This is a genomic window from Candidatus Frankia alpina (assembly GCF_902806485.1).
In the GTDB taxonomy this organism is placed as follows: domain Bacteria; phylum Actinomycetota; class Actinomycetes; order Frankiales; family Frankiaceae; genus Frankia; species Frankia alpina.
Genome location: NZ_CADCWT010000118.1, coordinates 1 through 14,495, shown reverse-complemented (window position 1 = coordinate 14,495; position 14,495 = coordinate 1). Strand labels below are relative to the sequence as shown.

The window sequence follows — 14,495 nt, the reverse complement described above, 5'->3', positions numbered from 1 at the left end:
GCGCGCAGTGCTCCGGCGGCGTGCCGGCGGCTACAGGCTGGGGTCTGAACAGTGCGCCGAGGGCGGCGAGGGCACCGGGCACCGGGCGATAGTAGGCCCAGACGCCGCGTTTGTCCCGGCTGATCAGGCCGGCGTCGACGAGGACCTTCAGGTGGTGGCTGACGGTGGGTTGGGTCAGCCCGAGGGGTTCAGTGAGTTCGCAGACGCAGGCTTCGCCGCCGTCGCGGGCGTAGATCATCGACAGGAGTCGTAGCCGGGCGGGGACGGCGATGGCCTTGAGGACACCGGCGAGCTGCTCGGCAGCCTCGGCCGACAGCGGGGCGGCGGCCAGCGGCGTGCAGCATGCGGCGATCGCACCCACCAGGTCGCCCGCGACCTCGTCCGGCCGGACCGTGGACGACCGGTCGGTGGACGGCGGGACGGGCGCCGGGCGCGGCGTCGAGATCGTGGCCATGGTGTCCAGCATGCCATGGAGAATTGACGGCGGTCTATGTCTGCGAGCATGCTCGCTTCCGTCAAGACATAGATGCTTGTCGATGTGTATGAGGTGATCGTGATGGCGCGAGTGCAGCTGGCGTTGAACGTGTCCGATGTGGACGCGGCGGTGGAGTTCTACTCGAAGCTGTTCGGGGTGGCGCCGGCGAAGCGTCGGGCGGGATACGCGAACTTCGCGGTCGACGTGCCGCCGTTGAAGCTGGTGCTGATCGAGAATCCGGACGCTCGCGGCGTCGGGGTGACCGGGGCGTTGAACCATCTCGGCGTCGAGGTCGAGTCCACCGGCGAGGTCACCGCCGCGACGACCCGGCTGGCCGGGGCCGGCCTGGAGACGGCGGTCGAGGAGAACACCGCCTGCTGCTACGCGGTGCAGGACAAGGTCTGGGTCGACGACCCCGACGGCGCGCCGTGGGAGGTCTACACGGTGCTCTCCGACGTCGTCGACGGGTCGATGCCGACGCTGCGGATGGTGGAGCCGGGCAGCGGGCCGGGGTCGGCCTGCGCCTGCGGACCGGGGGTGGACTGCAGCCCGGCCGCCGACACCACCACCACCGGCGACACCGGCGACGTCGCGATCGAACCGGCGCCCGCCGGCGCCCGCCGGCGCCCGCTGAACCCCGTGGCGGACATCGAGCCGGGTGGTCGGCCGGCGCTGGCGCGGCGGCTGGCCGCCGAGGCGGTGGGCAGCATGCTGCCCACCGCGCTGGTCGTCGGGTCGGGGATCGCCGCGGTCCAGCTCAGCCCCGATCAGGTCGGGTTGCAGCTGGTGGAGAACGCCGCGGCGACCGCCGCCGGCCTGTTCGCCATCATCCTCATGGTCGGCCCGGTCTCCGGGGCGCATTTCAATCCGGTCGTCAGCCTCGTCGACGCGGCATTCGGCGGGCTGTCGTGGCGCGACGCCGCCGCCTACCTGCCCGCGCAGGTCGTCGGCTGTGTCGCGGGGGCGGTGCTGGCGAACCTGATGTTCGACCGGTCCGCGGTGTCGATCGCGACCCACCACCGGGCGTCGGGGGCGCACCTGCTCGCCGAGGTCGTCGCGACCGCCGGGCTCATCCTGCTGATCTTCGCGCTGGTCCGGTCCGACCGGGCCGAACGGGCCCCGGCGGCGGTCGGCGCCTACATCGGGGCGGCGTACTGGTTCACCAGCTCGACGAGTTTCGCGAACCCGGCGATCACCGTCGGACGGATGTTCTCCGACAGCTTCGCCGGCATCGCCCCCGCCTCCGCCCCGGCGTTCATCGCCGCCCAGGCCCTCGGCGGCGCGGTCGGCTACGGGCTGGTCCGACTGTTCTACCCGCCCACGGCCGCGCCGGGGCGCTTCCTGAGCGACCCGCGTCGGCCGGCCGATGCGGCCCACCCATCCCGCGAAAAGATCACGCCTCGATGACCGCGAAACCGTCGGCGCTGTTCGTCTGCGTCCACAACGCCGGCCGCTCCCAGATGGCCGCCGGCTGGCTCACTCACCTCGCCGGTGACCGCGTCGAGGTCCGCTCGGCCGGCTCCGCCCCCGGCGGGCAGATCAACCCCATCGCCGTCGCGGCCATGGCCGAGGTCGGCATCGACCTCACCGGCCAGGCCCCGAAGATCCTCACCGTGGACGCGGTCGAGGCCTCCGACGTCGTCATCACCATGGGCTGCGGCGACGCCTGCCCGATCTTCCCCGGCAAACGTTACGAGGACTGGAAACTCGACGATCCCGCCGGTCAGGGCATCGACGCCGTGCGCCCCATCCGCGACGAGATCCGCGCCCGCGTCGACCGGCTCCTCGCCGAGCTGCTCCCCGCCGGCGCCTGACCGCCAACACCCACCACCGGAGCGACGCGCGGCCACCAGAACGGGGCCGAACGGTGAGCGGGCCGCGGCACTGTACCCGGATGGCTGCCGCGGCCCGCGGGCCGATGGCCACCGACCCCATTCATTTCTAACAGATCCGTCACCGGATTCCGAACTGCGCCGGCCCACCTCACATTGCCGGCGACGCTGCCACCCTGTGGAGTCGAAATCCCGGGTCGCACCGCGAACCCAGCATGATTCGGCGACCGCGCACCTGGCTCTGGGCGGGGATGCACCCCGGTTCTCGTGGGGTGAAGCAAGCCGGCGTCGGCTGGTTTCGTGGCCAGGACAGCAACAGATCTGACATGGCGACTATGCATATGCAGCGTCCGCTACCTGTCGCGGGCAGGCGCGGGGCGCTCGACGCGAGCCCGTGCCGGGCGGGCACTGCCGTCGGCACGGGCTCGCCGCCGTTACCCGACGCAGATGGCGTCCGCGCCGTGGGGAGCGGCGAGCTTGCCGTTCTTGATCACGCCGTACCAGCCGCACGGGGTGGAGACCGCCGGCTTGCCATGCGCGTAGGTGGTCGGCGGGATCAGGCCACCGAGGGTGTTGTTCGCCGGCAGGGCGTAGAGCCCGGTGTAGAGGTCCGCGGACGTCGGGCTGGCGCCGATGTTCGCCGCCGCCTTGCCGAACGTGACGCCCGCGGCCCAGCCGGCGCTGGCGTTCAGCGGGGTGCTCGACTTGTAGGACTTCATCGCCTGCAGGAAGTCCGCCGTCTCCGGCGCGCCGCCGAACCAGTTGAACGAGTCGTTCGCGATGAAGCGCTCGCTGACCTCGCCCGAGCTGTTGAGAATGATCGATTCCACCCCGGCCGAGCGCATGTTGAGGCACTGGGAGGTGTAGTTGGGCGACGACGACGAGATCGCCAGGCCGGAGGCGAACTGCAGGCCCAGCTTCGTGGCGATGCCGCCGGCGAGGGTGAGTCCCTGCGCGCAGGCGGGCAGCTCGGCGCAGACGACCATGCCGAGCTTCTTCTTGCCGGCGATCTTGGCAGCGTTCACCCCGGAGACGACGTAGTTGACGGCGGTGTCCGAGGTCGGGAAGAAGTTCGGGTCCGTCAGCCACAGCGCCGCGGTGGCTGAACCGCCGATCACCGGGATCTTCTTCGCGTCGACGTAGTCCTTCCAGGCCGACTCCAGGCCGGAGTCGTGGGTGCCGACGAGCGCGATGACCTTGTCGTTCTCGACCAGGCCCTTGGCCGCGGCCAGCGACTTGGCCGGGTCGTTGGCGTCGTCGCGGACGACGACCTTGACCGGGTGCCCGTTGATGCCGCCCCGGTCGTTGGTCCACTGCGCCCACGCCTGCACCGCGTCGGGCGTCGCCTTGGGAATCACGCCGGCGAAGCCGCTGAACTGGCCCACCGAGCCGATCACCAGCGGGCTGCCGGTCGGCGCCGGCGACTCCGGTGCCGCCGGGGCCACCGAGGTGCCGCCCCCGGAGCCGCCGCCCGAGCCACCCCCGGAGCTGCTGCCGCACGCGGCGGCCGCGAGGACCACAGCCACGAGACAGATCACCGGTCGTAATATCTGGCGCTTCACACAGGTGCCCTTCTTCATCGGGTTGTCGTATCCAGCGCCTCCCCCCACGCCCTGGGCGTGAGCGGAGAAATCGGGATGCCGCGGTGGGACTGGACGGCGTCGGTCCGCGAGCGCCGCCGTCGGTCAGGACGCGGTCAGCCGCCGGAGCCGGCGCCGGAGCCGGCGGTGGGATCGGCGGTGAGGGTGATCGCGCGTTCGGGGCACGAACCGGCGGCTCGCCGAGCGCTCTCGACGCGGTCGGCGGCGAGCGGACCGTCGCCGACGACCTCGCCGTAGCCCTCGTCGTCGTCTCGGAAGACGTCGGGGGCGAGCATGTAGCACAGCCCGTGCCCGACGCAGAGCTCGCGGTCGATGGCGACCCTCACCGCGGCGCGCCCGGGGTGAGGGCGAGGGGAAGGGCCTCCAGGCCGACGGTGCCGCGGGGGAACTTCACCGCGGGCGAAAACCCGGGCGCGATGTCGTAGTGCGGGATGAGGCGGTGCCACTCCTCGTAGACCAGGCGCATCTCGAGGCGGGCGAGGTGGGAGCCGAGGCAGCGGTGCACGCCGACGCCGAAGCTGGCGTGCGGGTTGTCGCCGCGCTGGAAGTCGACCCCGTACGGATCGGGGTAGCGCGCCTCGTCGCGGTTGACCGCGGCGATGTAGGCGGTGACCCGGGTGCCGGCGGGCAGCGTGCGCCCGCCGAGCTCGGTCTCCGCGGTGGTGATCCGCGGCACGAACGGCGCCGGCGGGTCCAGGCGCAGCAGCTCCTCGACCGCGGCCGGGACGAGTGCGGGGTCGTCGATGATCTCCTGTCGGCGGTCGGGATTGCGCGCGAGGCGCTCCATCCCGAAGCCCAGGGCGTCGGTCACCGTGTCCAGGCCGGCGAGGACGAACAGGAAGCACAGGCCGATCACCTCGGCGTCCGTGAGAGCGTCGGGGCCTTCCAGGCACAGCAGCTCGCTGAGCACGTCGGGGCCGGGAACCCCGCGGCGCGCGGCCACCAGCTCCGACAGGTAGGTGAACAAGCTCGCCCGCGTGCCGCAGGTCGGCCTCGTCGCCGCTGATCGCCCCGGACGGGTCGCTCAGCGCGAGGATCGCGTCCTTCCACGCGACGAACTGGTCGCGCATCTCCATCGGAAGCCCGAAGAAGGTCAGGAAGGCCTGTACCGGGAAGACCGACGCGACGTCGGCCACGAAGTCGCACTCCCCGCGCGCCGGCAGCGGCGCGATGAGCTCGGCGAGCTGGCGGCGTAACTCCGGTTCGAGGGGCCTGATGCTGCGCGGGCTGAAGAAGGGTTGCAGGATGTGCCGGTAGCGGGCGTGCTCCGGCGGGTCGAACGCGATGGGGACCAGCGGGAGCGGGCTGCCGAGGGAGTCGAATGCCTTCCGGGAGGAGAACACCGCCGGATTGCGGAACGCGGCCTCGACGAGGGCGTGGTCGGTGAGTGCGACGTCGGGTTCGAGCTGGACGATGGGTCCGCGCTCGCGGATGAGCCGCCATGCGGCGTCCCGATCGTCACGAACGGGCAGGTCCTCGAAGGTGAAGGGCTGGGCTTCTCCGGCCGACGACATCTGGCCTCCGTTGGTCCGCTTGGCCGGTCAGAACGCCGAGCGGAGGGCTCCGCCGTCGACCGGGATGAGCTGCCCGGTGACGTATCCGGCCCAGGTAGAGAGGAAGGCCACCACGGCGGCGATCTCCTCCGGGCGTCCCGGGCGGCCGACGGGGATGCCGGCGCTGAACTGGGTCATCATGTCGGCGGGCGCGAGGCCGCGCTGCGCCCCGACCCCGCCGACGTAGTCCCACATCCGGTCGGTGGCGATGAAGCCGATGCCGATGGTGTTGACGGTGACGCCGTCGCGGCCGAAATCGTTGGCCAGCGAGCGGTTGAGCGTCACCACCGACGCCCGCACGGTGTTGGCGAGGATGTGTTTGAGCTCGGGCGGCGGCTCCTTGGCCGCGCCCGACCCGATGTTCACCAGCCGCCCCCAGCCGCGTTCCCGCATGGCGGGCGCGACCAGCCGGGTGAGGTGGATGACGCTGAGAGTCATCTCCTGGAAGGCGCGGGCGAAGTCGTCCCCGGTGAGGTCGAAGAAGTCGCCGGGGCCGGGGCCGTGAACGTTGCTGACCGCGATGTCCGGCGGCCTGAAGCGCTCGCGGGCGCCCGCCACGACCCGCTCGATCTCCTCGGCGACCGTCATGTCCGCCACCACGCCGTGCGCGACGCCGCCGTTCTTGCGGATCGTCTCCACGACCTCGCCGACCGCCTCGGCGCCGCGGGCGGCCATGACGACCCGGGCCCCCTCGGCCGCGAGCAGTTCGGCGACCGCGCGCCCGATGCCGCGGCTGCCGCCCGACACCACAGCGACACGGTCTGCAATCCCGAGATCCACAGCGACCTCCCCGGACGTTGACACCCTGCCAGATTCCGTGAAGCATGCACATCTCGCCGGGTGAAGGAACTGATACAGAGAAGCACATTTGAGTGCCATGCCTAGGTGACGTGATCATCAGATGACTGGCACCATCCGGCCATCGGAACGGAAAGTCCAGCCGGGCGCGGCACCGGCCCATGCTCAGGCCGGCGCCGCGCCCGCCTCAGGTCCAGGCGCCGGCGCGGGCGAGCAGCTCGCGGCGCACCGCGGCCTTGGAGATCTTGAGCATCGAGCCCTGGGTGGGCAGCTCGTCGGTGAGCTCGAGCTGCTCGGGCAGCTTGTAGCGGCCGAGGCCCGCCGCGAGCAGGTGGCGTTGCATCTCGGCGAAATCCAGGTCGGGCTGGCCGGGCGCCCGCTCCACCACCGCGCAGACCCGCTCGCCGCGTTCGTCGTCGGGCAGGCCGACCACGGCGACCCGGGCCACCGACGGGTGGGTGCCGAGCAGGTCCTCGACCTCCCGCGCGGAAATGTTCTCGCCCTTGCGGATGATGATGTCCTTGATCCGGCCGACCGGGCGGACCACTCCCAGGTCGCCGGTGCGTAACCAGCCGTCGACGAACGCCTCCGCGGTCTGCGCCGGACCCGGTACCCCTGACACACCTGGGGGCCGCGGATCTGCAGCTCGCCCTCCTCCCCCGGGTCGGCGACGGTGCCGTCGAGGCGGGCGGCCCGGATCTCGATGCCGCGCACGGGCGCCCCGTCGGTCCCCCGGCGCAGCTCGACGTCGTCGTCGGGATCGCCGACGGCGATCATCGGAACCTCGGTCATCCCGTAGGCGGGAGTGTAGGTCACCCCCAGCTCGGCGGTGATCTGGTCGAACATCGCCGGCGGGGTGGGGCCCGCGCCGCCGCCGAGCTGACGCAGGTCCGGCAGCATCCGGCCGCCTCCGCGCCGGCGCTGCTCGCGCAGCAGCAGCTCCCCGAACGTGACGCTGCCGCCGCACAGGTTCACCCGGTGCCGGCGGAACAGCTCCGCCAGCGACGACGGGTCGAACCGCTCGACGGACAGGGTGCGGATCCTGACGGAGAACACGAAACAGAACAGGTTCGGCCCACCGATGTGCGCGATGGCGAACTGCATCGCGAACACCGTGTCGGCGTCGAGCCGCATCCGCTCGGCGTAGCCCCGCCCGCCCCACATCAGCGACTCGTCCGAGTGCAGCACGCCCTTGGGCTCGGACGTCGTGCCGCTGGTGTAGAAGGTCCAACGGGCCTGGCGCGGGTCGGTCGGCGGCGGCGGCAGGGTCGCCGGGTCGCCATCGGGCAGGTCGTCGACGCCCACGACCACGATCCGCGGCCGGGGGGCGTGCGACCAGTCGAGCCCGGAGACCATCTCGGCGTAGTCGAACCCGTTCCAGGTGCCGGGCAGCACGACCCACTCGGCGCCGGTCTGGCGCAGCGCGAAGCCGACCTCCCGGCCCCGCACCGCCGGGATCACCGGGTTCTGATGGGCGCCGAGGCGGGCCAGCGCCAGGCATACCAGCAGGGTCTCGATCCTGGTCGGAAGCTGCCAGCTCACCCGGGACCCGGGGCCGATCCCCAGCTGGTGCAGGCCCGCGGCCACCCGCTGCGCCCGGTCGCGGAACTCACCGAAGGTGATCCGGCGATCCCGCTCGTCGGCGATCATCAACCGGTCCGGGGTGAGCCGCGCCCGACGTTCGCAGACCTCCCAGAACGTGAGGTCGTCAACGGGTATCACGGCCGATGCGGACGTCGTCACGGCGGCCACTCCTCTCTGCAGTTCTCTATCCGGCCGAGGCCGGTGTCGCTCGTCAGCTGCTGTACACCCAGGTAGTGCTCGAAGACCTCCTCGGCGACGTCCTCGGGGCGACCGTCGAACACGATCCGCCCCTTGGTCAGCACGCAGACCCGGTCGGCCGCGGCCAGGGCCCGGTGGACGTACTGCTCGACGAGCAGCAGCGACGTCCCGGCCTGGGTGATCCGACCGAGGAACTCGTAGATCTGGTCGACGATCACCGGGGCGAGCCCCATCGACACCTCGTCGACCAGCACGACGGCGGGGTCGTCGAGGTAGGCGCGCATCACGGCGAGCATCTGCTGCTGGCCGCCGGAGAGCTCACCGGCCGGCTGGGACAGCTTGCTGCCGAGGATCGGGAAGTTCGCCACCGCGCGTTCGGTCGCGTCGTCGACGGTGCGCTTCCAGGTGTGCAGGACGAGGTTCTCCCGCACGGTCAGCGACGGGTAGACACCCCTGCCCTCGGGAATGTGGCACAGCCCGCCCCGGGCCCGCTGGTAGGGCCGGGCCCGGGTGACGTCGCGCCCGTCGAGGATCACCGTGCCGCGGGTCGGGCGCAGCAGGCCCGAGGCCACCCGCAGCAGTGTCGTCTTGCCCGCGCCGTTCGGGCCGAGCAGCGCGACCACGCTGCCGCGCGGCACGGTCAGCGAAACGTCGTGGAGCACGGCCGAGGCGCCGTAGCCGGCGTCCAGCCCGCGGACCTCCAGCACCGGGGCCGCCGGCGCGACGGCACCCTCGCTCCCTGGCAGGGTCTCGGTGACCGTCATGAGCTCACCTCCTGAGACACGGTCTGGCGCGACGACGCCGCCGGATCGGCCGGCGTGTCCCGACCGCTCGGGTCGGCCTGGCTGTCCGGGTCGGGCGTGTCGGCGGTGGGTGCTTCGGAGCCGAGGTAGGCGGCGCGCACGGCGTCGCTCGCGGCGACTTCGGCGGGTGTTCCCTCGAAGATCGGGACACCGAAGTCGAGGACGTAGATGTAGTGGCAGACCTCCATGACCAGCGCCATGTCGTGCTCGATGAGCAGGACACCGACGTCACCCTGGCGGATCACCTCGGCGAGCACCTCGCCGAAGCGGGCGGTCTCCAGCCGGTTCAGGCCGGACGACGGCTCGTCGAGCAGGAGCATGTCGAACGGGCCGGCCAGGCAGCGGGCGAGCTCGACCAGCCGGCGCTCCCCGGTCGACAGGATGCCGACGGGCCGGTCCAGCAGATCGGTGATCCCGCAGGTCGCCGCGGCGCGTTCGACGGCGTCGGCGACGACCTTGCGCTGCGCGCGGGTCCCGGCGAGGTGCCGCCAGGGCCGGACCCCGGCCATGGACGCCTCCCGGCCGAGCACGATGTTCTCCCGCACCGACATCGAGTCGAACAGTTCCATCCGTTGGAACGTCCGGCCGAGCCCGCCGCGGGCCCGCGCCGACGGGGCGAGGCGCGACACGTCCGAGCCGTGCAGCCGCACCCGTCCGCTGCTGGGGTGGACCAGGCCGGAGCAGGCGTTGAACGTCGTCGTCTTGCCGGCGCCGTTGGACCCGATCAGCCCGGTGACCCGATCCTGGGGGGCGATCAGCGAGAAGCTGTCGACGGCGAGGTTGCCACCGAAGCGGACGCTGATCTTCTCCACCTGGATGCCGCTGTCCGGCGCGGCGGCGATGGCCGCGGGCCGCTCGATGGAGATCGCCGCCGCCTCGGCCGCCGCGACCGCGTCGAGGGGCAGCGCGGCGGGCAGCGCGTCCGCGCCGACCGGCGGCGTGGCGCCCGGCTCGCCAGCCGCCGGAGCGGTCGCGGCCGCCGTGGCCTCGGGGCGCCGGCCGCCGATGCGGTCGGCGCCCCGGCGCAGCGCGGCGTTGCGCGGCGGTCCCCCGCTCAGCGACACCGCGATGGCGGAGACGCCGAACAGGAAGTTCAGCCAGTTGGTGGTGTTCTCGTTGGTGATGTAGGCGCTGGGCAGGACCATGCCCGCTGCGGCGAGGAAGGCGTACCACGGCTCCCCGCCGATGCTGATCACCAGGACGGCGAGGAGCACCAACAACGAGAACGAGGAGAACGACGACCCGGTCACGGCCGAGACCGAACCGCCGTAGAGCGCGGCGACGAAGGCGAACAGGCAGAACACCAGCACCCGGGTGGTGTTCACGCTCGCGCCGTGGGTGGCCAGCGCCGTCGGCGAGTCGCTCAGGCCGCGCAGCAGGCGCCCGAGCCGGCTGCGGTGCACGCCCACCACCAGGGCCGCGACCAACGCGACGAAGATCAGGACGAGGTAGTAGTACCCGCGGTCGCTCTCGAAGGCCGACAGGCCGGGGCGGGGCACCCGCACGCCCGACGTGCTCGATCCGAACAGGACCTTCAGCGGGTAGCCCATCTGCTCCAGCGCGATACCGAAGCCGAAGGTGGCCAGGGCCAGGAACACCCCGGACAACCGGATCGCCGGGATCGCGATGACCGCGCCGACCGGGACGGCGACCAGGCCCGCGAGCAGCAGCGCGACCAGCCAGGGCAGGCCGAGGCCGGTGGTGAAGTGCCCCATGGAGGCGGCGCCGATCGCGGCGAACGCGGCGTGGGCCAGCGACACCTGGCCCGAGGTGCGCACCAGCAGCCCGAGGGAAAGGAAGAGGATGACCTTCAGCAGCGCGTCGGTGTAGGTCGGGATGCGCGCCCCGCCGACGAGGAACGGCACGGCGACGGCGAGCGCCGCGAGCACGACGGCGCCGCTGAGCTGAATGCGGGCCGGTGCCCGCCAGGTGTCGGTGACCAGCAGGCGAGCCGACAGGCACCGGTCGACCAGGCGCCGGCGCGGAGTGAGCAGCAGGACCGCGAACAGCACGAGGAACGGGGTGCTCGGCGGCAGCCCGGTCAGCAACGCGTTCGGGTGGGTGACCGCGCCGTACTTGGTCAGCACGGAGGCGAGCACACCAACGACGAGGCCGCCGGCGTAGGTCAGCGGCAGGCTGGAGAAGTAGCCGAGCGCGGCGGCGCCGAACGTCTGCACGACGAGCAGCGTCAGCAGCAGGGCGTCCAGGCTCAGGCTCGGGGCGAGCAGGACCCCGGCGAGGCAGGCGAACGTGCTGCCGATGACCCAGGACCAGCGGCGCACCGCCACCGGGTTGGTACCGGCGGAGTCGAGCAGCTCGGGGTCGTCGACGACGCCGCGCATCGCCAGACCCAGGCGGGCGAAGCGGAAGAACAGGTACAGCCCCGCGGTGGCGACCAGCGCGATGGCCGTGATGATGATCTGGTCCCAGGTGATGACCGTCCCGGACAGGGTGAACGCCGAGCCGGTCGGCAGGAACGTCGGGAAGGTCTGGCTCTGGGCGCCGTAGCGGGCGGTGAAGAAGCCCTGGACGGCCAGGATGATCCCGATGGTTGCGACGATCTTGTAAACGACCCGGACTTCGGCGAGGCGGCGTGCCATCAACTCGAGCAGAAGTCCGAGGGCGGGTCCTACGACACCGATGCTGAGCAGTGAGGCTAATCCCCAGGGGAGCTCGTGTTGGACCCGTAAGAAGTAGAAGGTGTAGGCGGCGGTCGTGGCGACCGCCCCGTGCGCAAGGTTGAAGATCCCTGATGTCTTGTAGGTAAGCACCAGGCCCGTGGCCGCCAGCCCGTAGACGGAGCCGGAGACCAGGCCGATGATGATGAAGGGTAAGAGGTCGTTCATGCGATCGGCCCCTGCGCCGACCGGGAACACACACCTCGAAAGATCATTCCGACACTCTCGTCAGATTCTGCCTCAGACCGAACCCGTCGCAGGGGCCGGACGGCCCGCCCGAACGGATGCCCACCCGAACGGCCAGGCCGGCCACTCGATCGTGTGGGCGGAATCATACCGTCAGATTGTCTGTTGGCCAGAGGCTTGGCGGGTTCTTCTGGTGCGACGGGTGTCCGACCTGCTCGCAGGGGCGTCGAGGCCACCCGCGAAGGAGGCGCGACGGCGGCGTGCCTGGGCAGGTGACGAAGGAGTTAGAAAGGCCGGTCCACATCGCCGCCGAGGCGGCCGAACAGGCCCCCGACGGCCCAGGAGACCGGGCCGTCGGGGGAAGGAAGGGGCGGGATATCGAGCTGCCCGGGGGCACAGCGCAACGCGCGGGGCGGATCAGATCAGTACACCGGACGCCGACCAGCCCACGGGGCGGATCCGCGTCCGGCGGCGATCAGCGCGCGGCGGCACGGATGGTCTCGCGCAGGGACCCCAGCGTCGCCGCGAGGGCCGTCGGCTCGTGGCCGCAGTGCGCCATGCAGTTCGCGCAGCGCGGGTCCTTGCCGCGGCCGTAGGAGTCCCAGTCGGTGGTGTCGAGCAGCTCCTGGTAGGACTCGGCGTAGCCGTCGCCCATCAGATAGCAGGGCTTCTGCCAGCCGTAGAGGGAGTAGGACGGGATTCCCCAGGCCGTGCACGGGAAATCAAGCTTCCCCTCGAGGAAGTCCAGGTAGAGCGGCGAGTGGTTGATCCGCCAACCCTTCCGGCGACCCTCCGCGAACGCCTTCCGGAAAAGCTCCCGGGTCGCCTCGACGCCCATGAAGTTCTCCTGGTCAGGAGCCTTCTCGTAGGCGTACGCCGGGGAAAGCATCATCCCGTCGACATTGAGATCGTTGTTCAGGAAGTTCAGGACGTCGATGACGTTCTGCGGGGTGTCGGTGTTGAAGAAGGTTGTGTTGGTGGTAACCCGGAAGCCCCGGCGCTGGGCCTCCTTGATGTTGTCCACGGCCTGGGCGAACACGCCCTTCTTCGCCACGATCTCATCGTGCCGCTCCTCCAGGCCGTCGATGTGCACGGCAAAGGACAGGTAGGGCGACGGGGTGAGTTTGTCGATCTTCTTCGGGATGAGCAGCGCGTTCGTGCACAGATACACGAACTTCTTGCGCTTCACCAGGCCTTCGACGATCTGCTCGACCTGCGGGTGCATCAGCGGTTCGCCGCCCGCCAGGCACACCACGGGGGCGCCGCACTCGTCGACCGCGGCCAGCGCCTGCTCGACCGGCATGCGCTGTTTCAACACGTCCGCCGGATGCTGGATCTTGCCGCAGCCCTCGCACGAGAGGTTGCACGCGAACAGCGGTTCCAGTTCGAGGGTGATGGGAAACTTATCGCGCCGCAGAAGTTTCTGCTTCGCGAGATAGGCTCCGACCCTGATCGCCTGACGCGCTGGAATGGCCATCTTCACCCTCCTGGTGGTTGATCTAGATTTCGCCGGGTGGGTGGAACGTGCCTTGCCGGACCCAGTGTAGATCTACGATCCATCCGGTTCGTGGCCGAGCACCGGTGAGAGTTATGTAACCGGCGAGGTACGACCCAACCCATCCCGCCACGCCCGAAAGGGGCAATCGACGAATAGCCCGGTCAGAAGGCCGCCGGTCCGGCGAGCGCGCGTTCGGCTCCGCTTTCGACGCTTGGTCGAATGTGCTTGTCCACCGCGCCATGAAAGTTCGCCGCAGGACGGCGCCGACGCGCCGGAACGCGGACGCGCCGACCCGCCGGGGGTGGGCCGCAGCCGGCGGGTCGGCCGCGGCGCGTGATGGATACGCTGCCCGTATGACGGCGGACCGGCGCATCGTGCTCGCTTCCGGGTCACCGCGGCGCCGCGAGCTGCTGGCCCGGCTCGGTGTGCCCTTCGAGGTGGTCGTCAGCGGCGTCGACGAGTCGACGGCGACCGCGACGGCCCCCGGGCTGACCGTCGAGCTCGCCGAACGCAAGGCCCGCGCCGTCGCCGCGCTGCGCCCCGGCCACCTCATCCTCGGCAGCGACACCGTCGTCGAGGTCGACGGGCGAATCCTCGGCAAGCCCGCCTCCCCCGCCGAGGCCCTCGCCATGCTGCGCAGCCTGCGCGGGCGGACCCATCGGGTCGTCACCGGCGTCGTCATCCTCGACGCGGCGACCGGCACCGTCCGCGGCCGCGCCGCCGTCACCGCGGTGACGATGCGGGACGTCCACGACGCCGAGCTCGCCGCCTACGTCGCCACCGGCGAACCGATGGACGCCGCGGGCGCCTACGCCATCCAGGGCGGCGCCGCCGCGTTCGTCACCGCCGTCGACGGCGACCTCGACACCGTCATCGGCCTGCCGACGGCCCTGGTCTGCGACCTGCTCACCGCCTTCGGCGCCGACATCCCAGACATCCCCGCCGCCGCGGCCGACACCGGTCCCTGACCGCCACCGCCCGGGCCGCCCGAGGCGGCCGCCGCCCGGCCACCCGCTCCACTCCGCCCGAAATCGGCCACATCCTGTCACACCTCACTGACAGAACGCCTCGGTGGCCTAGACATCCGGTTTGCGGCCAGATGGCGGCCAGATCGTGCCGAGGGATAAGTACGGCATCACGGCGTGTCGCAGCACCAGACCGTGCCCAACCCTCGGCTCGACGACCGGAACCGATGATCAAGAACGAAGACGGGAGCCGGCGGGAGCCGCGAGACCGCCCCTATCCACCGCACCCTCAAGGGCAAGGGCCCCCGCCACGCCGACTCGCCC

At 71.4% G+C, this 14,495-nt stretch carries 13 protein-coding genes and 2 pseudogenes; 5 read left to right on the top strand and 10 right to left on the bottom strand.

From position 1 onward, the window contains the following. Positions 1-454, bottom strand: a 454-nt coding sequence (locus tag G6R25_RS13875; protein ID WP_163553305.1) for an ArsR/SmtB family transcription factor, incomplete at its 3' end; no start/stop codon positions are given. A gap of 72 nt (positions 455-526) precedes the next feature. Between G6R25_RS13875 and G6R25_RS13870 the strand changes: the two are divergent. From G6R25_RS13870 to G6R25_RS13860, 3 genes and pseudogenes are all read left to right on the top strand, one after another. Then, positions 527-874 (top strand): annotated as a pseudogene (locus G6R25_RS13870) (ArsI/CadI family heavy metal resistance metalloenzyme); the annotation flags it as partial. 309 nt (positions 875-1,183) lie between these two features. Next, a complete protein-coding gene (locus tag G6R25_RS13865; RefSeq protein ID WP_419469360.1) occupies positions 1,184-1,882 on the top strand; it encodes an aquaporin in 699 nt (232 codons plus the stop codon). Next, the gene (locus G6R25_RS13860; RefSeq protein WP_163553304.1) at positions 1,879-2,289 is read left to right on the top strand and encodes an arsenate reductase ArsC; all 411 of its coding nucleotides are present in this window, start codon (positions 1,879-1,881) and stop codon (positions 2,287-2,289) included. Before G6R25_RS13865 ends, G6R25_RS13860 begins: the two co-directional genes overlap by 4 nt. A gap of 452 nt (positions 2,290-2,741) precedes the next feature. On the opposite strand, the gene G6R25_RS13855 is transcribed toward G6R25_RS13860, so the two are convergent. From G6R25_RS13855 to G6R25_RS27100, 3 genes are all read right to left on the bottom strand, one after another. Continuing rightward, on the bottom strand, positions 2,742-3,833 hold the full coding sequence (locus G6R25_RS13855; RefSeq protein ID WP_235948352.1) for an ABC transporter substrate-binding protein: 1,092 nt from the start codon (positions 3,831-3,833) through the stop codon (positions 2,742-2,744). 170 nt (positions 3,834-4,003) lie between these two features. Next, positions 4,004-4,234, bottom strand: coding sequence for a ferredoxin (locus G6R25_RS13850; RefSeq protein WP_163553302.1), 231 nt, complete (start codon positions 4,232-4,234; stop codon positions 4,004-4,006). Next, positions 4,231-4,875, bottom strand: coding sequence for a cytochrome P450 (locus tag G6R25_RS27100; RefSeq protein ID WP_235948350.1), 645 nt, complete (start codon positions 4,873-4,875; stop codon positions 4,231-4,233). The genes G6R25_RS13850 and G6R25_RS27100 overlap by 4 nt, the downstream gene beginning before the upstream one ends. On the opposite strand from G6R25_RS27100, the gene G6R25_RS27095 reads away from it, so the two are divergent. Beyond that, the gene (locus G6R25_RS27095) at positions 4,868-5,104 is read left to right on the top strand and encodes a hypothetical protein (protein ID WP_235948347.1); all 237 of its coding nucleotides are present in this window, start codon (positions 4,868-4,870) and stop codon (positions 5,102-5,104) included. The genes G6R25_RS27100 and G6R25_RS27095 overlap by 8 nt on opposite strands. Positions 5,105-5,449: 345 nt before the next feature. Here the strand turns inward: G6R25_RS27095 and G6R25_RS13840 are convergent, their stop codons facing one another. The 6 genes and pseudogenes from G6R25_RS13840 to hpnH all read right to left on the bottom strand — a co-directional run bounded on the left by G6R25_RS13840 (position 5,450) and on the right by hpnH (position 13,185). Then, positions 5,450-6,241: an SDR family oxidoreductase gene (locus tag G6R25_RS13840; protein WP_163553301.1), complete on the bottom strand. Its 792-nt coding sequence runs from the start codon at positions 6,239-6,241 to the stop codon at positions 5,450-5,452. Between the two features lie 205 nt (positions 6,242-6,446). Continuing rightward, on the bottom strand, positions 6,447-6,692 hold the full coding sequence (locus G6R25_RS31515; protein ID WP_235948354.1) for an AMP-binding enzyme: 246 nt from the start codon (positions 6,690-6,692) through the stop codon (positions 6,447-6,449). A 236-nt stretch (positions 6,693-6,928) separates the two neighbouring features. Beyond that, a pseudogene (locus G6R25_RS31510) lies at positions 6,929-7,909 on the bottom strand (AMP-binding protein); the annotation flags it as partial. Positions 7,910-7,998: 89 nt separating this feature from the next. Continuing rightward, positions 7,999-8,805: an ABC transporter ATP-binding protein gene (locus G6R25_RS13830; protein WP_205447111.1), complete on the bottom strand. Its 807-nt coding sequence runs from the start codon at positions 8,803-8,805 to the stop codon at positions 7,999-8,001. After that, a complete protein-coding gene (locus tag G6R25_RS13825) occupies positions 8,802-11,690 on the bottom strand; it encodes an ABC transporter permease subunit (protein ID WP_163553300.1) in 2,889 nt (962 codons plus the stop codon). Before G6R25_RS13825 ends, G6R25_RS13830 begins: the two co-directional genes overlap by 4 nt. A gap of 493 nt (positions 11,691-12,183) precedes the next feature. Then, the gene (gene hpnH, locus G6R25_RS13820; RefSeq protein WP_163553299.1) at positions 12,184-13,185 is read right to left on the bottom strand and encodes an adenosyl-hopene transferase HpnH; all 1,002 of its coding nucleotides are present in this window, start codon (positions 13,183-13,185) and stop codon (positions 12,184-12,186) included. A gap of 374 nt (positions 13,186-13,559) precedes the next feature. Between hpnH and G6R25_RS13815 the strand changes: the two genes are divergently transcribed. After that, entirely contained in the window at positions 13,560-14,174 is a 615-nt protein-coding gene (locus G6R25_RS13815) for a Maf family protein (RefSeq protein WP_163553298.1), read from the top strand. The last annotated feature ends 321 nt before the right edge of the window (positions 14,175-14,495 follow it).

Coding starts and splice junctions, on each gene's coding strand:
- G6R25_RS13865 (WP_419469360.1), top strand. CDS start 1,184: ATGCTGCCCACCGCGCTGGTCGTCGGGTCGGGGATCGCCGCGGTCCAG.
- G6R25_RS13860 (WP_163553304.1), top strand. CDS start 1,879: ATGACCGCGAAACCGTCGGCGCTGTTCGTCTGCGTCCACAACGCCGGC.
- G6R25_RS13830 (WP_205447111.1), bottom strand. CDS start 8,805: ATGACGGTCACCGAGACCCTGCCAGGGAGCGAGGGTGCCGTCGCGCCG.
- G6R25_RS13825 (WP_163553300.1), bottom strand. CDS start 11,690: ATGAACGACCTCTTACCCTTCATCATCATCGGCCTGGTCTCCGGCTCC.
- hpnH (WP_163553299.1), bottom strand. CDS start 13,185: ATGGCCATTCCAGCGCGTCAGGCGATCAGGGTCGGAGCCTATCTCGCG.
- G6R25_RS13815 (WP_163553298.1), top strand. CDS start 13,560: ATGACGGCGGACCGGCGCATCGTGCTCGCTTCCGGGTCACCGCGGCGC.